The organism is Streptomyces sp. NPDC006207, from assembly GCF_040613835.1.
Taxonomy (GTDB): Bacteria; Actinomycetota; Actinomycetes; order Streptomycetales; family Streptomycetaceae; genus Actinacidiphila.
This window is the reverse complement of sequence record NZ_JBEXSX010000016.1, coordinates 1-14,999: the sequence shown is the minus strand read 5'-3', so window position 1 is coordinate 14,999 and position 14,999 is coordinate 1. Positions and strand designations below refer to the sequence as shown.

The following is a 14,999-nucleotide window of genomic DNA, read 5'->3' as shown; positions in this document are numbered from 1 at the left end:
AACCGTCAGAACAGCGGCTCCGGCAGGATGCCCTCCAGGGCCAGCAACGCGCGCTTGATGTCGAGCATGCGCAGGCCCCCGCCGAAGCCGCCGATGCCTCCGTCGCTCTCCAGGACCCGGTGGCACGGGACGACGACGGGCAGCGGGTTGGCGCCCATGGCCACCCCGACGGCCCGGGCGGCGCCCGGCTCTCCGACCCGCTTGGCGAGGTCCTGGTAACCGACCACACTGCCGAACGGGACGCCGGCCGACAGCTCGCGCAGCACACGGCGGTTGAAGCCGGTCGTCAGGGACCAGTCGAGGTCGAGGTCGAAGGTCTGACGCGTCCCGGCGAAGTACGCCTCCACCTGGCGTATCGCCTCGTCCAGCCGGGCCCCCGCGGCGCTCGCGGGCCCGGGCCTGCGGGCGGGCGCGGCGCCCAGCCGGGAGCAGATCCGCTCCAGCACGGCGGGCGCCTGCTCCTCCCCGGTCCGGAAGGCGACGTGGACCAGGCCCTGCCCGGTCGCGGCGAGCAGCAGCGGCCCGACCGGTGCCTCCAGCACCGACCAGGCGACCTCGGCGGAAGGGGTCCGTGGTTGCGTCACGCTCCCCAGCGTAGGACGGGGCACTGACAGCCGGTCCCGGCCGGGGTCCCGCCGGAGAGGGGTCCCACCGGGGCCCGGGACGGCCACGGCAACCGGCCGCACGCCCCGCCACCCGGGAGGGTGGCCGTTCTCGACAGGTCTGTCACAAGCGGTGGTCGACCGGTTACGAGGGGGGATGGGGCGCGCATGACGCGAAACGACTTCACCCCGGCCGTCCGCCGGCTCGCCCGTGAACAGGACCGGGTCGCCACCGTCGCCCAACTCGCCGCCGCGGGCGTGCCGCAGAGCAGGCTGCGGGAGTGGTGCCGCCCCGGCGGCCGGTGGCAGCGGCCGCTGCCCCGGGTGGTCGTCCTCCAGCCCGGTCCGCTCACCGCCGCGCAGCGGTCCAGGGCTGCCCTGGCCTTCGCCGGGTACCCGCAGGTCCCGGCCATGATCACCGGCGTGGCGGGGCTCGCCCTGCACGGCGTCGCCGTGGCCGCGCCGCCCTGCGGGCTCCCGGTGGTGGACGTGCTCGTCCCGAGCGAGCGCCGCATCCGCACGCACACCTGGGTGCGGGTCCACCACGGCCGCGGGCTCCCCGTGGCCGACACCGTGGACGGTGTGCCCGTGGCCCCGGTGGCCCGGGCGGCGGCCGACGGCGTACGGGAGTCCATCGACCCCGAGTGGGCCCTGGACGTCGTCCGCGAACTGGTCATAGCGCTCGGCGTGCCCGCTCCAGCGCTCGCCGCGGAACTGGGTGGCGCGGTGCTCGCCCGGCGCCCCGCCGTGGCCGCCCTGCTCGACGCCATGGATCCCGGTCCGCGCGCCGCCTCCGCCGGGCCCATGGCCCGCGCCCTGGTGGCCCGGTCGGGACTCAGGCAGCCGCTGTGGCGTCCCACGCTCCAGTTCGGCGCCTTCCTGGCCTCGCCCGACGCGTACTGGGTGCGCGACGGCCTCGTCCTGGACCTCGGCCCGGGGACCGGGCGCGGCCGACTGGAGTCGCTGGGCCTGCGCGTGCTGCGGGTCGCGCCCGCCGCGTTCACCCGCAGCCCCGCCGAGGTCGTCGCCGCCCTGCGCACCGCGCTCGCGGCCGGACCGTACGGGCCGCTGGACCGCATCACGGCACTGCCCGGGGCGATGTGACGTACGGGTGTCCGCGCGATGAAGTCGCCATGAGGCGGCCGCGCGGGGCGGGCCGGCGAGCCTAGCGTGTGTCAGCACGGGGGACGGAAGGAAGCGGGGGACCGGGGCGGCAAGGGGAGGGTGCCGTGAGCGGCACGTACGGAACGGTCAATGGCTTCACCTACGGATGGGCGACCCCTCTCGCGGGTTTCCTGATGGCCTGCTTGGGTGCCGCCCTCGGGCTGCGCTGCACGACCCGGGCCCTTGCCATGCACCCCTCGCGACGGGTCGGCTGGCTCGCGCTGGGTTCGGCGGCCATCGGCTCCGGCATCTGGACCATGCACTTCATCGCCATGATGGGCTTCACCGTAGGCGAGGTGCGGATCACCTACGACACGCTCGTCACCTTCGAGAGCCTGCTGGTCGCCGTCGTGGTCGTCGCTCTCGGGGTGTTCCTCGTCGGGTTCGTGGGCCGCACGCTCCCCGCCGTACTGGCCGGCGGCTGCGTCACGGGACTCGGCATCGCCACCATGCACTACATGGGCATGCGGGGGATGCGGCTGCGCGGCGACCTGGAGTACACGCGGGCCACGGTGCTGCTGTCGGTCGGCGTCGCCGTCCTGGCCGCCACCGTCGCCCTGTGGTCGGCGGTCTCCGTCCGGCGCCCGTACGGCGGCGTGCTCGCCAGCCTCGTCCTGGGCTTCGCCGTCACCGCCATGCACTACATCGGCATGGCCGCGCTGACGGTGCACCTGCACAGCGGCGCGCGGGAGGGAACGAGCGGGGCGGGACCGGCCGCGTTCCTCGCCCCGGTGCTGATCGGGCCGGTCGTCTTCCTCTTCCTCGCGGGGGTCGTCGTGGCGCTGGACCCGCCCGTCGGCGACTTCGAGCCCGAGCCCGAGCCCGCGGCCGGCCGCGGCCGCCGTTCCCCGCGGGCGGCCCGCTCCTCGCACGCCGCCCGGCCCTCACGCATCCGCGAGCGCCCGCGCGAACGCCAGTGACGGCTGGTCGACCCCGCTGCACCGGGCCGGGGCCGTCTCCTTGGTGTCGTCCTCGCAGGGCCGGTCCCGGTCGGCCGACCACATGGACAGGCCGCCCAGCCGCTTGTCACGGGCGAAGGCGGCCAGCGTGGCCGCGTCCCGCAGGGTGAACACCTCGCCCTGGATGTCGTTCTCCCCGATCATCGGGGTCACCGAGAGGGTCCGCCACGCCGCGGCGTCCGGCAGGCCCAGCAGCGCCTTGAGCTGCCGGTGCGCAGCGGTGGCCGCCTGGACCGCGTACCGGCCCATGTCGCCGGTGTACGTCTCCCCGTAGTCCATCGCCATGATGTTGACCGCGTCGACGCGCACCCCTTGGCGCCGGGCGTCCGCGAGCAGCGCGGCGGCCTCGGCGGTCAGCCCGGACGGCATCACGGGCAGCGTGAAGGAGACCGACAGCGTCCGGCCTTCCCGCTCGGCCTCCTGCTGGAGCCGGGCGACCGCGCGCGCCCGGCGGGTGCCGGCGGCGGTGTCCGCGAGGTCGTCGCCCTCGACGTCGAAGTCGACCCCGGTCAGCCGGTAACGCCCGATCACATCGGCGTAGGCGGAGGCGAGTTCGTCCACGTCGTCGCAGGCGCCGGCGAGTTCCGTGCCGTCGGCGCCGCCGAACGAGACCCGTACGTCGAGGTCGGCGGCCCGCAGCGCGGCGATCCGGTCCGCCAGGTCGCCGTGGGCGATGCCGTCACGCCCGTCCCAGGTCGGGGCGCAGCCACCGCGCGCGGTCACGAACCCGAGGGTGAAACCGTCGGCCCCGGTCCTGCGGGCGGCGTCCGCCATGTCGTACGCGGTGGAACGCGAGGCGTCCACGTAGGGGGTGAAGGCCACCTCGGCCACCGGTTCCCTCCCCCCGGGCGCGTGGCGCGCCGGGGAGCCGGCGGGCTCCGTGCCGGTGAGGAGGGAGGCGGTCGTGGCGGCGACGGCGACCGCCACGAGTCCGGTGATCAGCTGTGCCGTGCGGCTCTTCATGACGGAGAGACTATCTGCCCCGGGAATTCCGGATCACGATTTCCTGGAATTGAGTAAATCGGGGTCTCGGGTCATTCGTGGGATTAATGCGGAAGTGAATCCGTGGAATTCATGGAGAGAAATTACTGCTAGCATTCCGCCCATGCATTCCCTCTCCCGACGGGCGTGTCCCCGTGGGCGGTCCACGGAGGAAGGGCCCGTATTCGTCGATGCCTCGGGCCGCCGGGCGCGCATTATCCGGCGCGCCGGACTGGCCGTCGGGATCGCCTGCGCGGGATATGCCGTCCTGCTGGGGGTGGCTTTTGCGGGCGGCACCCCTTTCGCGCCCCAGACCCTGATTCCGGGCGCCGACGTCCCCGAGGGCGCGTCGGCGCAGGCCGAGGCGGGTGGAAGAACCGGGGGTACCGCGGAACGCGTCGCGAGCGCCCCGGCCGCCGCCCACGCCCCCGCCCCGGTGGCCCGGGGCCCCGCCGCCGCGCCCACCGTCGTCGCAGCCGCCGAGGTCACCCCCTCCGCCACCGGGCGCCGCGCCACGGCCTCGGCGACCCCCTCCGCCGGCCCCGGGGCCACCGCGACGGCGAGCGCCTCCCCGCGGCCCACGTCCGCGCGCACCCCCACGGCCACCGCCTCGCCGTCCGCCTCCGTGCCCGTGACAGCCGGGCCGGACACCCCCGCCTTCCCCCCGGGCGACGCCGGCGGCGACCCGGTGCCCGGCGACGGCTGGGACGACTGAGCGGCCATGGCGCGGACGGCCCGGCACGCGGCACCCGGTGCGATCACCAAGGTGGCGTCGGCCGGCCGGCAGGCCGTGCCCAGACCTCGCGTGGTCATGGCCGTGCTGGGGCTGTTCGCGCTCGTGTGCGTGATGCTGCTGGACGGCTACCTGCACTCGGAGATCGGCAACGACAGCCGCGTCCACGAGTCCGGGAGCGCGAGCCAGGTGCCCGCCTCCGTCCTCGGGGGCGGCCCCGTGCTGACCTTCGGCGCCGACGGCGAGCCCGTCAGCCACACCCTGCCGCCCCGGACGATCGCGCTCACCTTCGACGACGGCCCGGACCCCCGGTGGACCGCGAAGGTGCTCGCGGTGCTGCGCGAGCACGACGTGCCGGGCACCTTTTTCGTCGTCGGCCAGATGGCCGCCCGGTACCCCGCGCTCATCCGCGACATCGTCGACTCCGGCGGCGAGATCGGCGTCCACACCTTCTCCCACGTCGACCTGGCGTACCAGGACAGGGCCAGGATCGACCGGGAACTCGCCCAGACCCAGCTGGCGCTCGCGGGCGCCGCGGGCATCACGACCTCGCTCTTCCGCGCCCCGTACTCCTCCGAGCCCGATGCCGTCGACGACACCACGTGGCCCGTCTACCGCTACCTCGGCACCAAGGGCTACATCAGCGCCTTCGTCGACACCGACAGCGAGGACTGGCGGCGCCCCGGTGCCGCCGCCATCGTCCGCGACGCCACCCCCAGGGGCGGCAAGGGCGCCTCCGTGCTCTTCCACGACGCCGGCGGCGACCGCTCCCAGACCGTGGAGGCGCTCGGCACGTACATCGACACCATGAAGGCGAAGGGCTACACCTTCACGACGCTCACCGCGAGCCTGGGCGCCACGACCGCCAACCACCGGGCGAGCGGCGCCGAGTTGTGGCAGGGGCGCGCCCTGATCGGGGTCGTGGCGCTGGCCGAGTTCACCATGCCCGTCCTGTTCTGGCTGCTCGTCGTGGTCGGCGTCGCCGTCCTGGCCCGCTTCGCCCTGATGCTCGTCCTCGCCCGCCGCCACGCCAGGATCCGCGGCCGCCGCCGCTTCAGCTGGGGGCCCGCGGTCACCGAACCGGTCAGCGTCATCGTGCCCGCCTACAACGAGAAGGAGTGCATCGCCAACACCGTCGGCTCGCTCGCGGCGAGCACCCACCCGGTGGAGATCGTCGTCGTGGACGACGGCTCGACCGACGGCACCGCCGGCATCGTCGAGGCGATGGGCCTGCCCCAGGTGCGCGTCGTGCGCCAGGAGAACGCGGGCAAGCCCGCCGCGCTCAACCGCGGCCTGGAGTACGCCCGTCACGACCTCGTCGTGATGATGGACGGCGACACCGTCTTCGAGCCCGGCACCGTGCACCGGCTCGTGCAGCCCTTCGCCGATCCGCGGGTCGGCGCCGTCGCGGGCAACGCCAAGGTCGGCAACCGCGGCACGGTGATCGGGGCCTGGCAGCACATCGAGTACGTGATGGGCTTCAACCTCGACCGGCGCATGTACGACCTGCTCGGCTGCATGCCGACCGTCCCGGGAGCCGTCGGCGGCTTCCGCCGCGCCGCGCTGCTCGAGGCCGGGGGCATGAGCGGGGACACCCTCGCCGAGGACACCGACGTCACCATCGCGCTGCACCGCGCGGGCTGGCGCGTGGTGTACGCCGAGCACGCCCGCGCCTGGACCGAGGCACCGGGCAGCATCGGCCAGTTGTGGCGGCAGCGGTACCGCTGGAGCTACGGCACCATGCAGGCGCTGTGGAAGCACCGGCGCTCCCTGGTGGACCGCGGGCCCTCGGGGCGCTTCGGCCGGGTCGGCATGCCGCTGGTCGTGCTCTTCCAGATCGTCACGCCCCTCTTCGCGCCGCTGATCGACCTCCTGACCGTCTACGGCGCCGTCTTCGTCGCACCGGTCAGGTCGCTCCTCGCCTGGGCCGCGCTGATGTCCGTGCAGCTGCTGTGCGCGGCCTACGCCTTCCGCCTGGACCGCGAGCACTACCGCCACCTGCTGATGCTGCCGCTGCAGCAGATCGTCTACCGGCAGCTGATGTACCTCGTCCTGATCCACTCCTGCGTCACGGCCATGACCGGAGGCCGGCTGCGCTGGCAGAAGCTCGAGCGCACCGGCGAGGTCAACTCCCCGCGGGCGTCCGCGGGAGCCGCCCGGTGACCGCGTCCGGCGCCTCCCTGCCCCTGCCCCGGCCCGGGACCTCCGGCCGGCACGCCGCCCGCCGCGGCGCGCGGGCGCTCGCCACTGCCGCCACCACTGCCCCGGGCGCCCGCGACCGGTACCTGGACCTGCTGCGCGCCCTGGCGCTCGTCCGCGTCGTGACGTACCACACGTTCGGCTGGGCGTGGCTGAGCCTGGTCTTCCCCTCCCTCGGCGTGATGTTCGCCCTCGCGGGCTCGTTCATGGCGCGGTCGCTGGAGAAGCGGCCCGCGCTGCCGGTGGTGCGGCGGCGGCTGCGCAGGCTCCTGCCGCCGCTGTGGTGCCTCGGCGCCGTCCTGGTCCCGGCGATGCTGCTCCACGGCTGGTCGCCCGGTGGGCACCACGCGGCACGCTGGTGGGCGCGGCTGCTGTGGTGGGTGGTGCCGCTGGCGGACCCGCCGGGCAGCGCCTGGGCCGAACAGGCCACGGGGGTGCTGTGGTACGTGCGCGCCTACCTGTGGTTCGTCCTGCTCTCGCCGCTGCTGCTGCGCGTGTTCCGGCGGTCACCCACCGCGGTGCTCGTCGCCTCCCTCGCCCCGGTCGTGCTCCTGCAGACGCCCTGGAGCCTGCCGGAGGGCGGGGCCGGCAGCGCCGTCACCGATCTGGCGGCCTTCCTCACCTGCTGGCTGCTCGGCTTCGCCCACCACGACGGACTGCTGGACCGCGCGCGGGCGGGCCTGGTGCCGGTCCTGGCCGCCGTCGCCATGGCGGCCGGCGCCTGGTGGGCCTGGTCCCACCGTGCGGACGGCTCGTACGACCTCAACGAGATCCCGCTCGCCCAGGCCCTGTGGTCGGCCGGTTTCGTCCTGCTCCTGCTGCGCTTCCGGCCGGGCGCGGGCCCGGCCGGGCGGCTCCGGACGCTGGACCGGGCGGCGCGGATCGTCAGCGCGCGGGCCGTGACCGTCTACCTGTGGCACGAGGTCGCCCTCATGCTCAGCGTCCCCCTGATCGACCTGATGTGGCGGGTCAGGCTCCTCGAGCTGTCGCTGCCGCTGGACAGCACCTGGTTCCAGTTCGCGGTGGCCTGGGTGCTGATCGCGGTGGCGGTGCTCCTCCTGGGCCGGGTGGAGGACCTCGCCGCGGGGCGCCGGCCCCGGCTCCTGCCCTGACCCGGGCCGGTCGGGACCGGTTGTCGGTGGGGGGTCGTACCGTTGACCCATGCGGCCCGTATCAGACATCGAACGCAGTGTGGCGCCCTTCGAGGTCGTCAGCCCCTTCCAGCCCAGCGGCGACCAGCCGACCGCCATCGACGACCTCGAGCGGCGCATCCGCGCTGGCGAGAACGACGTCGTCCTGCTCGGCGCGACGGGCACGGGCAAGTCGGCGACCACGGCGTGGATGATCGAGCGGCTGCAGCGCCCGACCCTGGTCATGGCGCCCAACAAGACCCTGGCCGCCCAGCTGGCGAACGAGTTCCGCGAGCTGCTGCCGAACAACGCGGTCGAGTACTTCGTGTCGTACTACGACTACTACCAGCCCGAGGCCTACGTCCCGCAGACGGACACCTACATCGAGAAGGACTCCTCGATCAACGAGGAGGTCGAACGGCTGCGCCACTCCACCACCAACTCGCTGCTGACCCGCCGCGACGTGGTCGTGGTCGCCTCGGTGTCCTGCATCTACGGCCTGGGCACCCCCCAGGAGTACATCGACCGCATGGTGCGGCTCAAGGTCGGCCAGGAGATCGACCGGGACGCGCTGCTGCGCAAGTTCGTCGACATCCAGTACGCGCGCAACGACGTGGCGTTCACCCGCGGCACCTTCCGGGTGCGCGGCGACACCATCGAGATCTTCCCGGTCTACGAGGAGCTCGCCGTCCGCATCGAGATGTTCGGCGACGAGATCGAGGCCCTGTACACGCTGCACCCGCTCACCGGCGAGATCATCACCGACGACCAGCAGCTGTACGTCTTCCCCGCCACCCACTACGTCGCCGGCCCCGAGCGCATGGAGCGCGCCATCGCCGGCATCGAGAAGGAGCTCGGCGAGCAGCTCGCGGTCATGGAGAAGCAGGGCAAGCTGCTGGAGGCCCAGCGGCTGCGGATGCGCACCACGTACGACATCGAGATGATGCGGCAGATCGGCACCTGCTCCGGCATCGAGAACTACTCGCGGCACATCGACGGCCGCGAGGCGGGTTCCGCCCCCGACACCCTCATCGACTACTTCCCCGAGGACTTCCTCCTCGTCATCGACGAGTCGCACGTCACCGTGCCGCAGATCGGCGCCATGTACGAGGGCGACGCCTCCCGCAAGCGCACCCTGGTCGACCACGGCTTCCGCCTGCCCTCCGCCCTCGACAACCGCCCGCTGAAGTGGGAGGAGTTCCTGGGACGCGTCGGGCAGACCGTCTACCTGTCGGCCACCCCGGGCAAGTACGAGCTCTCCCGCGGCGACGGCGTCGTCGAGCAGATCATCCGCCCGACCGGCCTGGTCGACCCCGAAGTCATCGTCAAGCCCACCAAGGGGCAGATCGACGACCTGGTGCACGAGATCCGGCTGCGCGCCGAGCGCGACGAGCGCGTCCTGGTCACCACCCTCACCAAGAAGATGTCCGAGGACCTCACCGACTACATGCTGGAACTCGGCATCCAGGTGCGGTACCTGCACAGCGACATCGACACCCTGCGCCGGGTCGAGCTGCTGCGCGACCTGCGGGCGGGCGAGTTCGACGTCCTGGTCGGCATCAACCTGCTCCGCGAGGGCCTGGACCTGCCCGAGGTGTCGCTGGTCGCCATCCTCGACGCCGACAAGGAGGGCTTCCTGCGCTCGGGCACCTCCCTGATCCAGACCATCGGCCGCGCGGCGCGCAACGTCTCCGGCCAGGTCCACATGTACGCCGACAAGATCACCCCGGCGATGGAGAAGGCCATCGAGGAGACCAACCGGCGCCGGGCCAAGCAGATCGCGTACAACGAGGAGCGGGGCATCGACCCGCAGCCGCTGCGGAAGAAGATCGCCGGCATCCTGGACTCCTTCGCCCGCGAGGACGCCGACACCGAGGAGCTGCTGGGCTCCGGCCGCCAGCGTTCGCGCGGCAAGGCGCGGGTGCCGGGCCTGTCCGCCAAGGCGGGGGAGAAGCGGGCCGCCAAGAGCCTGCCCGCGGCCGAACTGGCGGAGCTCATCGGCGAGCTGACCGACCAGATGCACGCCGCCGCCGCGGATCTTCAGTTCGAGGTCGCGGCCCGGCTGCGCGACGAGGTGGGCGAGTTGAAGAAGGAGCTGCGGCAGATGCGGGAGGCCGGCGTGGCCTGACCGTACCGGCTGTCGAATCTCTTGCCGAACCACGGTGCCCTACCCGTGCGTCTCCCCATAGGGTGCGGAGCAACCGCACGACGGCAAAACGGTTGAGAGGGGACAGCGCGTGACGGTCAACATGACCAAGGGTCAGAAGATCAGCCTGCAGAAGTCGGACGGGGGGACGCTTTCGTCGGTCCGCATGGGGCTCGGCTGGCAGGCCGCCCCGCGTCGCGGTCTCTTCGGTTCCCGCACCCGGGAGATCGACCTCGACGCCTCCGCGGTCCTGTTCGCCGACAAGCAGCCCGTGGACGTGGTGTTCTTCCGTCACCTCGTCAGCGACGACGGCTCGGTCCGGCACACCGGCGACAACCTCGTCGGCGGTGCCGGACAGGGCGGCGACGACGAGTCGATCCTGGTCGACCTGCAGCGGGTGCCGGTGCACATCGACCAGATCGTCTTCACCGTCAACTCCTTCACCGGGCAGACCTTCCAGGAGGTGCAGAACGCCTTCTGCCGCCTGGTCGACGAGACCAACGGGCAGGAACTCGCCCGCTACACCCTGACCGGAGGCGGTGGCTACACCGCGCAGATCATGGCGAAGGTGCAGCGCAACGGTGACGGCTGGTCGATGACCGCGATCGGCTCCCCGGCCAACGGCCGCACGTTCCAGGACCTGATGCCGGCGATCCTGCCGGCGCTCTGACCGCACAGGGGGGCGCGGGCATGACCATCGAGCTGGTCCACGGGCAGAACCATCCGCTTCCCGGCACCTCGCTGGAGGTACGGGTGTCGGCCGGTACGCCGGTGGTGGCCGGTGTCTCGCTGGGTGACGGGCAGGGGCGCGTGAGCGGCCCCGGGTCCGTCGCCCACCCCGGGGCGCCGCGGCTGCCGGGCATCGAGGTGCCCGCGGGCCTCGCCGCCGAGCAGCGCGTCACCGCCGACCTGTCGGCCGTGCCGGCGGACGTGGAGCGCGTCCACGTCCTGCTGGCGCTGCCACCGGTCGCCGGGGCACCGACCCGCTTCGGGGCCTGCCCCGCGCCCCATCTGACCGTCGCCGGCCCCGACGGGGCGCCGGTCGTGAGCTTCACCGTCACCGGGCTCGGCGCCGAGGCCGCGATCGTCGCCCTGGAGCTCTACCGCCGCCAGGGCGCCTGGAAGGTGCGGGCGCTCGGCCAGGGGTACGGCGGCGGGCTGGCGGAGCTGCTGCGCGACCAGGGGCTGGGCCGCCCGGAGGCGGACGCCGTGGCCGCGCGCGTGGCGGACGCCGTACGCCCCGCGCCCACCGCACCCTCCCCCGCGCCGCCCCCGCCCCCCGTTCCCCCGACTCCGCCCCCCGCGGACTCCGTGCCGCACGCGGTGCCCCCGGCCTCCGCGCCCGTCGCGGGTGACGCCGCGGGCTGGAGCATGGAGGAACGGCTCTACAACCAGGTCTGGGGCATGTTCGAGGACCTGGCCCGCACCATCGCGGCGTACCGCAGCGCCGTCGACTTCGCCGAGTCCCGGCTCGACCAGGAGCTGGACACGCTCCTCGCCGACCCGCGCACCCGGGTCGGCCCCGCCGCCGAGGCCGCCCGCGACCAGGCCAGGGCCCGCCAGGCCGAACTGGTGGACCGGGCGCGTACCGTGCTCGACCGCGACCTGGCCCAGCTCACCGCCGAGGCCGAGGTGGTCGAGCCCGCCCTGCCGCCGCCCTACGCGGGCTGGGAGAGCCCGGTCTGGCACGGCTACCGCGCCCCCGCCGAGCCGCCGATGGCGGTCCGGCTCGGCGACCTCCACCTGCCCGAGCGCCCGGAGCTGCGCGTCCCCCTGCTGGTACGGCTGCCGCTGGAGCGCGGTCTGTGGGTGGACAGCGCCCAGGACCGCCGCCGTGCCGTGGACGTGGCCGTGGCGCTCGCCGCCCGCCTGCTGGCCTCCCATCCGGCGGGCGAGTGCGCCGTCCACGTCATCGACCCGGCGGGCTCCGCCGGGACGGCGCTGGCGCCGTTCACGGACTCCGGCGCGCTGCGCGAGCCGCCCGCCACCGGCGCCGCCGGGGTGGCGGCCCTGCTCGCCCGGCTCACCGAGCGGGTCGACCTGGTGCAGATGGCACTGCGCGCCGACGTCCCCTTCGAGGTCCCCCCGGGCGTCGACCCGGCCCGCCAGGTGCTGGTCGTCAACGACTTCCCGTACGGCTTCGACGACCGCACGGTCAACCAGCTGCGCTACCTCGCCGACGAAGGCCCGCAGGTCGGCGTCCACCTGGTCCTGGTCGCCGACCGCGAGGACGCCCGCGAGTACGGTCCGCTCCTCGACCCGCTGTGGCGCTCCATGCTGCGGCTGACCCCGCAGCCCGACGACCACCTCGCGGACCCCTGGGTGGGCCACGCCTGGACGTACGAACCGCTGCTGGCCCCGGCCGGCAGCGCGGTCCTGTCGCAGGTGCTGCGCCAGGTGGCCGCCGCGCGCCGGACCTACGACCCGGGCCGCCACTGACCGGCCGACCGGTCCCACGGGATCCCGGTACACCCTCCTGATTGACCATCACTTTACTCTCTTTACCTTTCCTTGGGATTTCATGTACTCTTCTTTACGCGGAGGGGAGTACTCCCTGATTGCGGTGCATCCCGTCATCACGGGCCGGAACGGCCCCGGGACACCGGCCCCGGCCTGACGGCCCGGGTGGAAGAGACCTCCGGCAGCGACAACGCTGACAATTGCCAGCCCATCTGCCGGAGGCATCGCGTGGATGTATCCCTGACCCTGTGGGTGCTGACCATCGCCGGTCTGTGCGCCCTGATCGCCGCCGACTTCTTCATCGGGCGCAAGCCCCATGAGGTGTCCGTCAAGGAAGCCGGGACCTGGACCGTCGTCTGGATCGTCCTGGCCGCCCTGTTCGGGCTCGGCCTGCTGTTCTTCGCCGGCGGCCAGCCCGCGGGCGAGTTCTTCGCCGGCTACATCACCGAGAAGTCGCTCAGCGTCGACAACCTCTTCGTCTTCGTCCTGATCATGGCGAAGTTCGCGGTGCCGTCCCAGTACCAGCAGCGCGTGCTGCTCTTCGGCGTGCTCATCGCGCTCGTCCTGCGAGCGGCCTTCATCGCCGCCGGCGCCGCCATCATCGCCAGCTTCTCCTGGGTCTTCTTCATCTTCGGCGCCTTCCTCATCTGGACCGCGTGGAAGCTGGTCCAGGAGGCCCGCGCCGAGGAGCACGACGAGGAGTTCGAGGAGAACCGGCTGCTCAAGGCCGCCGAGCGCCGCTTCGGCGTCGCCGACCGCTACCACGGCACCAAGCTCTTCATTCAGCAGAACGGCAAGCGGATCATGACCCCGATGCTGGTGGTCATGCTCGCGATCGGCACCACCGACGTCCTGTTCGCGCTGGACTCCATCCCGGCGATCTTCGGCCTGACCCAGGACCCGTACATCGTCTTCACCGCCAACGCCTTCGCGCTGATGGGCCTGCGGCAGCTGTACTTCCTCATCGGCGGTCTGCTGAAGAAGCTGGTCCACCTCTCCTACGGGCTGTCGATCATCCTTGGCTTCATCGGCGTGAAGCTCGTGCTCCACGCCCTGCACGAGGCGGGGGTCCACGTCCCCGAGATCAGCATCCCGTTCTCCCTCGGCTTCATCGTCGTGGTCCTCGCCGTCACCACGGTCACCAGCCTCATGGCGTCGAAGAAGCAGGCGGCCGCGGACAAGCGCGACGAGGAGCACATCGACGCCTGACCCACGGCTCCTCAGCCCGGACGGGGTGCGCGGACCGCCGCGCACCCCGCCGTCGCGTCCGCGGCGGCCTCGCCCCGGGTCTCCGGCAGCGCCGCGAAGCAGCCGAGGCTGAGCAGCGCGACCCCCGCGACGTACGCCGCCACCGGCCAGGGCGTGCCGGAGCCCGCCGCCAGCCGGGTCGCCACGACCGGGGTCAGCGCGCCGCCCAGGACACCGCCGAGGTTGTAGCCCAGGGCGGCGCCCGTGCAGCGCACCCGGGGTGCGTACAGCTCCGGGAGGTACGCGCCCACGACGGCGAAGACCGTGATGAAGGCGAGCAGCTCCGCGGCGGACCCCACGGTGATCGCCACCGGCGAGCCGCTCGCGAGCAGTCCGGCGTAAGGGAAGATCACCACGCCCATCGCCGCCGTACCGGCCAGTGCCATCCGCCGGCGTCCGAAGCGGTCGCCGAGCAGTCCCGCCAGCGGGGTCAGGGCCCCCTTGACCAGGACGGCCACCAGGACGCAGCCCAGCACGACCGTGCGGTCCATGCCGAGGTGCTCCGTGGCGTACGCCAGCGACCAGGTGGTCACCGTGTAGAAGACGGCGTAGCCGCACGCCATGGCGCCCGCCGTGAGCAGCACCAGGCGCCCGTGTTCGCGCAGCAGCTCAGAGACGGGCACCCGGGCCAGGTCCCCGCGCCCCGCGGCCGCCGCGAACGCGGGGGTCTCCGGCAGCGCCGCCCGCAGCGCCAGCCCGGCCAGCGCCAGCACGCCCGCCACCCAGAACGGCACCCGCCAGCCCCAGGAGCGGAAGGCCGCGTCGCTCAGCCCCGCGGACAGGGCGAGCACGATCCCGTTCGCCAGCAGGAAGCCCACCGCGGGACCGGTCTGCGGCAGGCTCGTCCACAGTCCGCGGCGCCGCCCCGGCGCGTGCTCCGCGACGAGCAGCACCGCCCCGCCCCACTCGCCGCCCAGCCCCAGACCCTGCAGGAAACGCAGGGCCACCAGCAGCACGGGCGCGGCCGTGCCGATCGAGGCGTGAGCGGGGACGCAGCCGACGGCGGTGGTCGCCAGCCCGGTCAGCAGCAGGGAGCCGATCAGCACGGGGCGCCGTCCGACGCGGTCGCCGATGTGGCCGAAGAGGACCGAGCCGAGCGGGCGGGCGACGAAGCCCACCGCGAAGGTGCCGAAGGCGGCGAGGGTGCCCGCGAGAGCCGAGGCGTCGGGGAAGAACAGCGGTCCGAGGACGAGGGCGGCCGCGGTGCCGTAGGCGAAGAAGTCGTAGAACTCGATCGCGGTCCCGGCCGCCGACGCGGCGGCGATCCGGGCCATGGAGGGGGAGGGAGTGGTAGCGGGTCGCGGTGAACGGCGTCGGCAGCCCCGCGAAGACCCCGCGGCCCTCGTGGGTCACCAGGGAGGTCTTGCCGTGCAGCAG

General features: G+C 73.4%; 12 protein-coding genes and 1 pseudogene. 9 read left to right on the top strand and 4 right to left on the bottom strand.

Translation table 11 applies throughout. The annotated features are described in order from the left end of the window. Window positions 1–5 precede the first annotated feature (5 nt). A complete protein-coding gene (locus ABZ312_RS15285) occupies window positions 6–584 on the bottom strand; it encodes a methylated-DNA--[protein]-cysteine S-methyltransferase (RefSeq protein WP_500327205.1) in 579 nt (192 codons plus the stop codon). Window positions 585–770: 186 nt separating this feature from the next. Between ABZ312_RS15285 and ABZ312_RS15280 the strand changes: the two genes are divergently transcribed. Together ABZ312_RS15280 and ABZ312_RS15275 are read left to right on the top strand one after the other, a co-directional pair. Continuing rightward, window positions 771–1,706: a hypothetical protein gene (locus ABZ312_RS15280; RefSeq protein ID WP_500437830.1), complete on the top strand. Its 936-nt coding sequence runs from the start codon at window positions 771–773 to the stop codon at window positions 1,704–1,706. 125 nt (window positions 1,707–1,831) lie between these two features. Then, window positions 1,832–2,686 carry an MHYT domain-containing protein gene (locus ABZ312_RS15275; RefSeq protein WP_500360988.1) on the top strand — a complete coding sequence of 285 codons (855 nt, stop codon included), beginning with the start codon at window positions 1,832–1,834 and terminating at the stop codon, window positions 2,684–2,686. Here ABZ312_RS15275 and ABZ312_RS15270 read toward each other — a convergent pair. Beyond that, window positions 2,651–3,688: a chitinase gene (locus ABZ312_RS15270; protein WP_500360989.1), complete on the bottom strand. Its 1,038-nt coding sequence runs from the start codon at window positions 3,686–3,688 to the stop codon at window positions 2,651–2,653. The two genes, ABZ312_RS15275 and ABZ312_RS15270, sit on opposite strands and share 36 nt — an antisense overlap. A gap of 295 nt (window positions 3,689–3,983) precedes the next feature. On the opposite strand from ABZ312_RS15270, the gene ABZ312_RS15265 reads away from it, so the two are divergent. From ABZ312_RS15265 to ABZ312_RS15235, 7 genes are all read left to right on the top strand, one after another. Beyond that, window positions 3,984–4,421, top strand: coding sequence for a hypothetical protein (locus tag ABZ312_RS15265; RefSeq protein WP_500327209.1), 438 nt, complete (start codon window positions 3,984–3,986; stop codon window positions 4,419–4,421). A 6-nt stretch (window positions 4,422–4,427) separates the two neighbouring features. Continuing rightward, a complete protein-coding gene (locus ABZ312_RS15260) occupies window positions 4,428–6,602 on the top strand; it encodes a bifunctional polysaccharide deacetylase/glycosyltransferase family 2 protein (RefSeq protein WP_500327211.1) in 2,175 nt (724 codons plus the stop codon). Next, complete coding sequence (locus ABZ312_RS15255) at window positions 6,599–7,750, top strand: acyltransferase family protein (protein WP_500327212.1); 1,152 nt, start codon at window positions 6,599–6,601, stop codon at window positions 7,748–7,750. Before ABZ312_RS15260 ends, ABZ312_RS15255 begins: the two co-directional genes overlap by 4 nt. A 49-nt stretch (window positions 7,751–7,799) precedes the next feature. Beyond that, window positions 7,800–9,896, top strand: a complete 2,097-nt coding sequence (gene uvrB / locus ABZ312_RS15250; RefSeq protein WP_500437828.1) for an excinuclease ABC subunit UvrB — start codon at window positions 7,800–7,802, stop codon at window positions 9,894–9,896. 109 nt (window positions 9,897–10,005) lie between these two features. Next, a complete protein-coding gene (locus ABZ312_RS15245; RefSeq protein ID WP_499511249.1) occupies window positions 10,006–10,584 on the top strand; it encodes a TerD family protein in 579 nt (192 codons plus the stop codon). 20 nt (window positions 10,585–10,604) lie between these two features. After that, window positions 10,605–12,353 carry a TerD family protein gene (locus ABZ312_RS15240; protein ID WP_500437826.1) on the top strand — a complete coding sequence of 583 codons (1,749 nt, stop codon included), beginning with the start codon at window positions 10,605–10,607 and terminating at the stop codon, window positions 12,351–12,353. 249 nt (window positions 12,354–12,602) lie between these two features. Beyond that, window positions 12,603–13,583 (top strand): TerC/Alx family metal homeostasis membrane protein, encoded by a 981-nt coding sequence (locus ABZ312_RS15235; protein WP_500327216.1) that lies wholly within the window; start codon window positions 12,603–12,605, stop codon window positions 13,581–13,583. An 11-nt stretch (window positions 13,584–13,594) separates the two neighbouring features. On the opposite strand, the gene ABZ312_RS15230 is transcribed toward ABZ312_RS15235, so the two are convergent. Together ABZ312_RS15230 and ABZ312_RS15225 are read right to left on the bottom strand one after the other, a co-directional pair. Next, window positions 13,595–14,896 carry an MFS transporter gene (locus tag ABZ312_RS15230; protein WP_500327415.1) on the bottom strand — a complete coding sequence of 434 codons (1,302 nt, stop codon included), beginning with the start codon at window positions 14,894–14,896 and terminating at the stop codon, window positions 13,595–13,597. A 7-nt stretch (window positions 14,897–14,903) separates the two neighbouring features. Beyond that, a pseudogene (locus ABZ312_RS15225) lies at window positions 14,904–14,999 on the bottom strand (aminodeoxychorismate/anthranilate synthase component II); the annotation flags it as partial.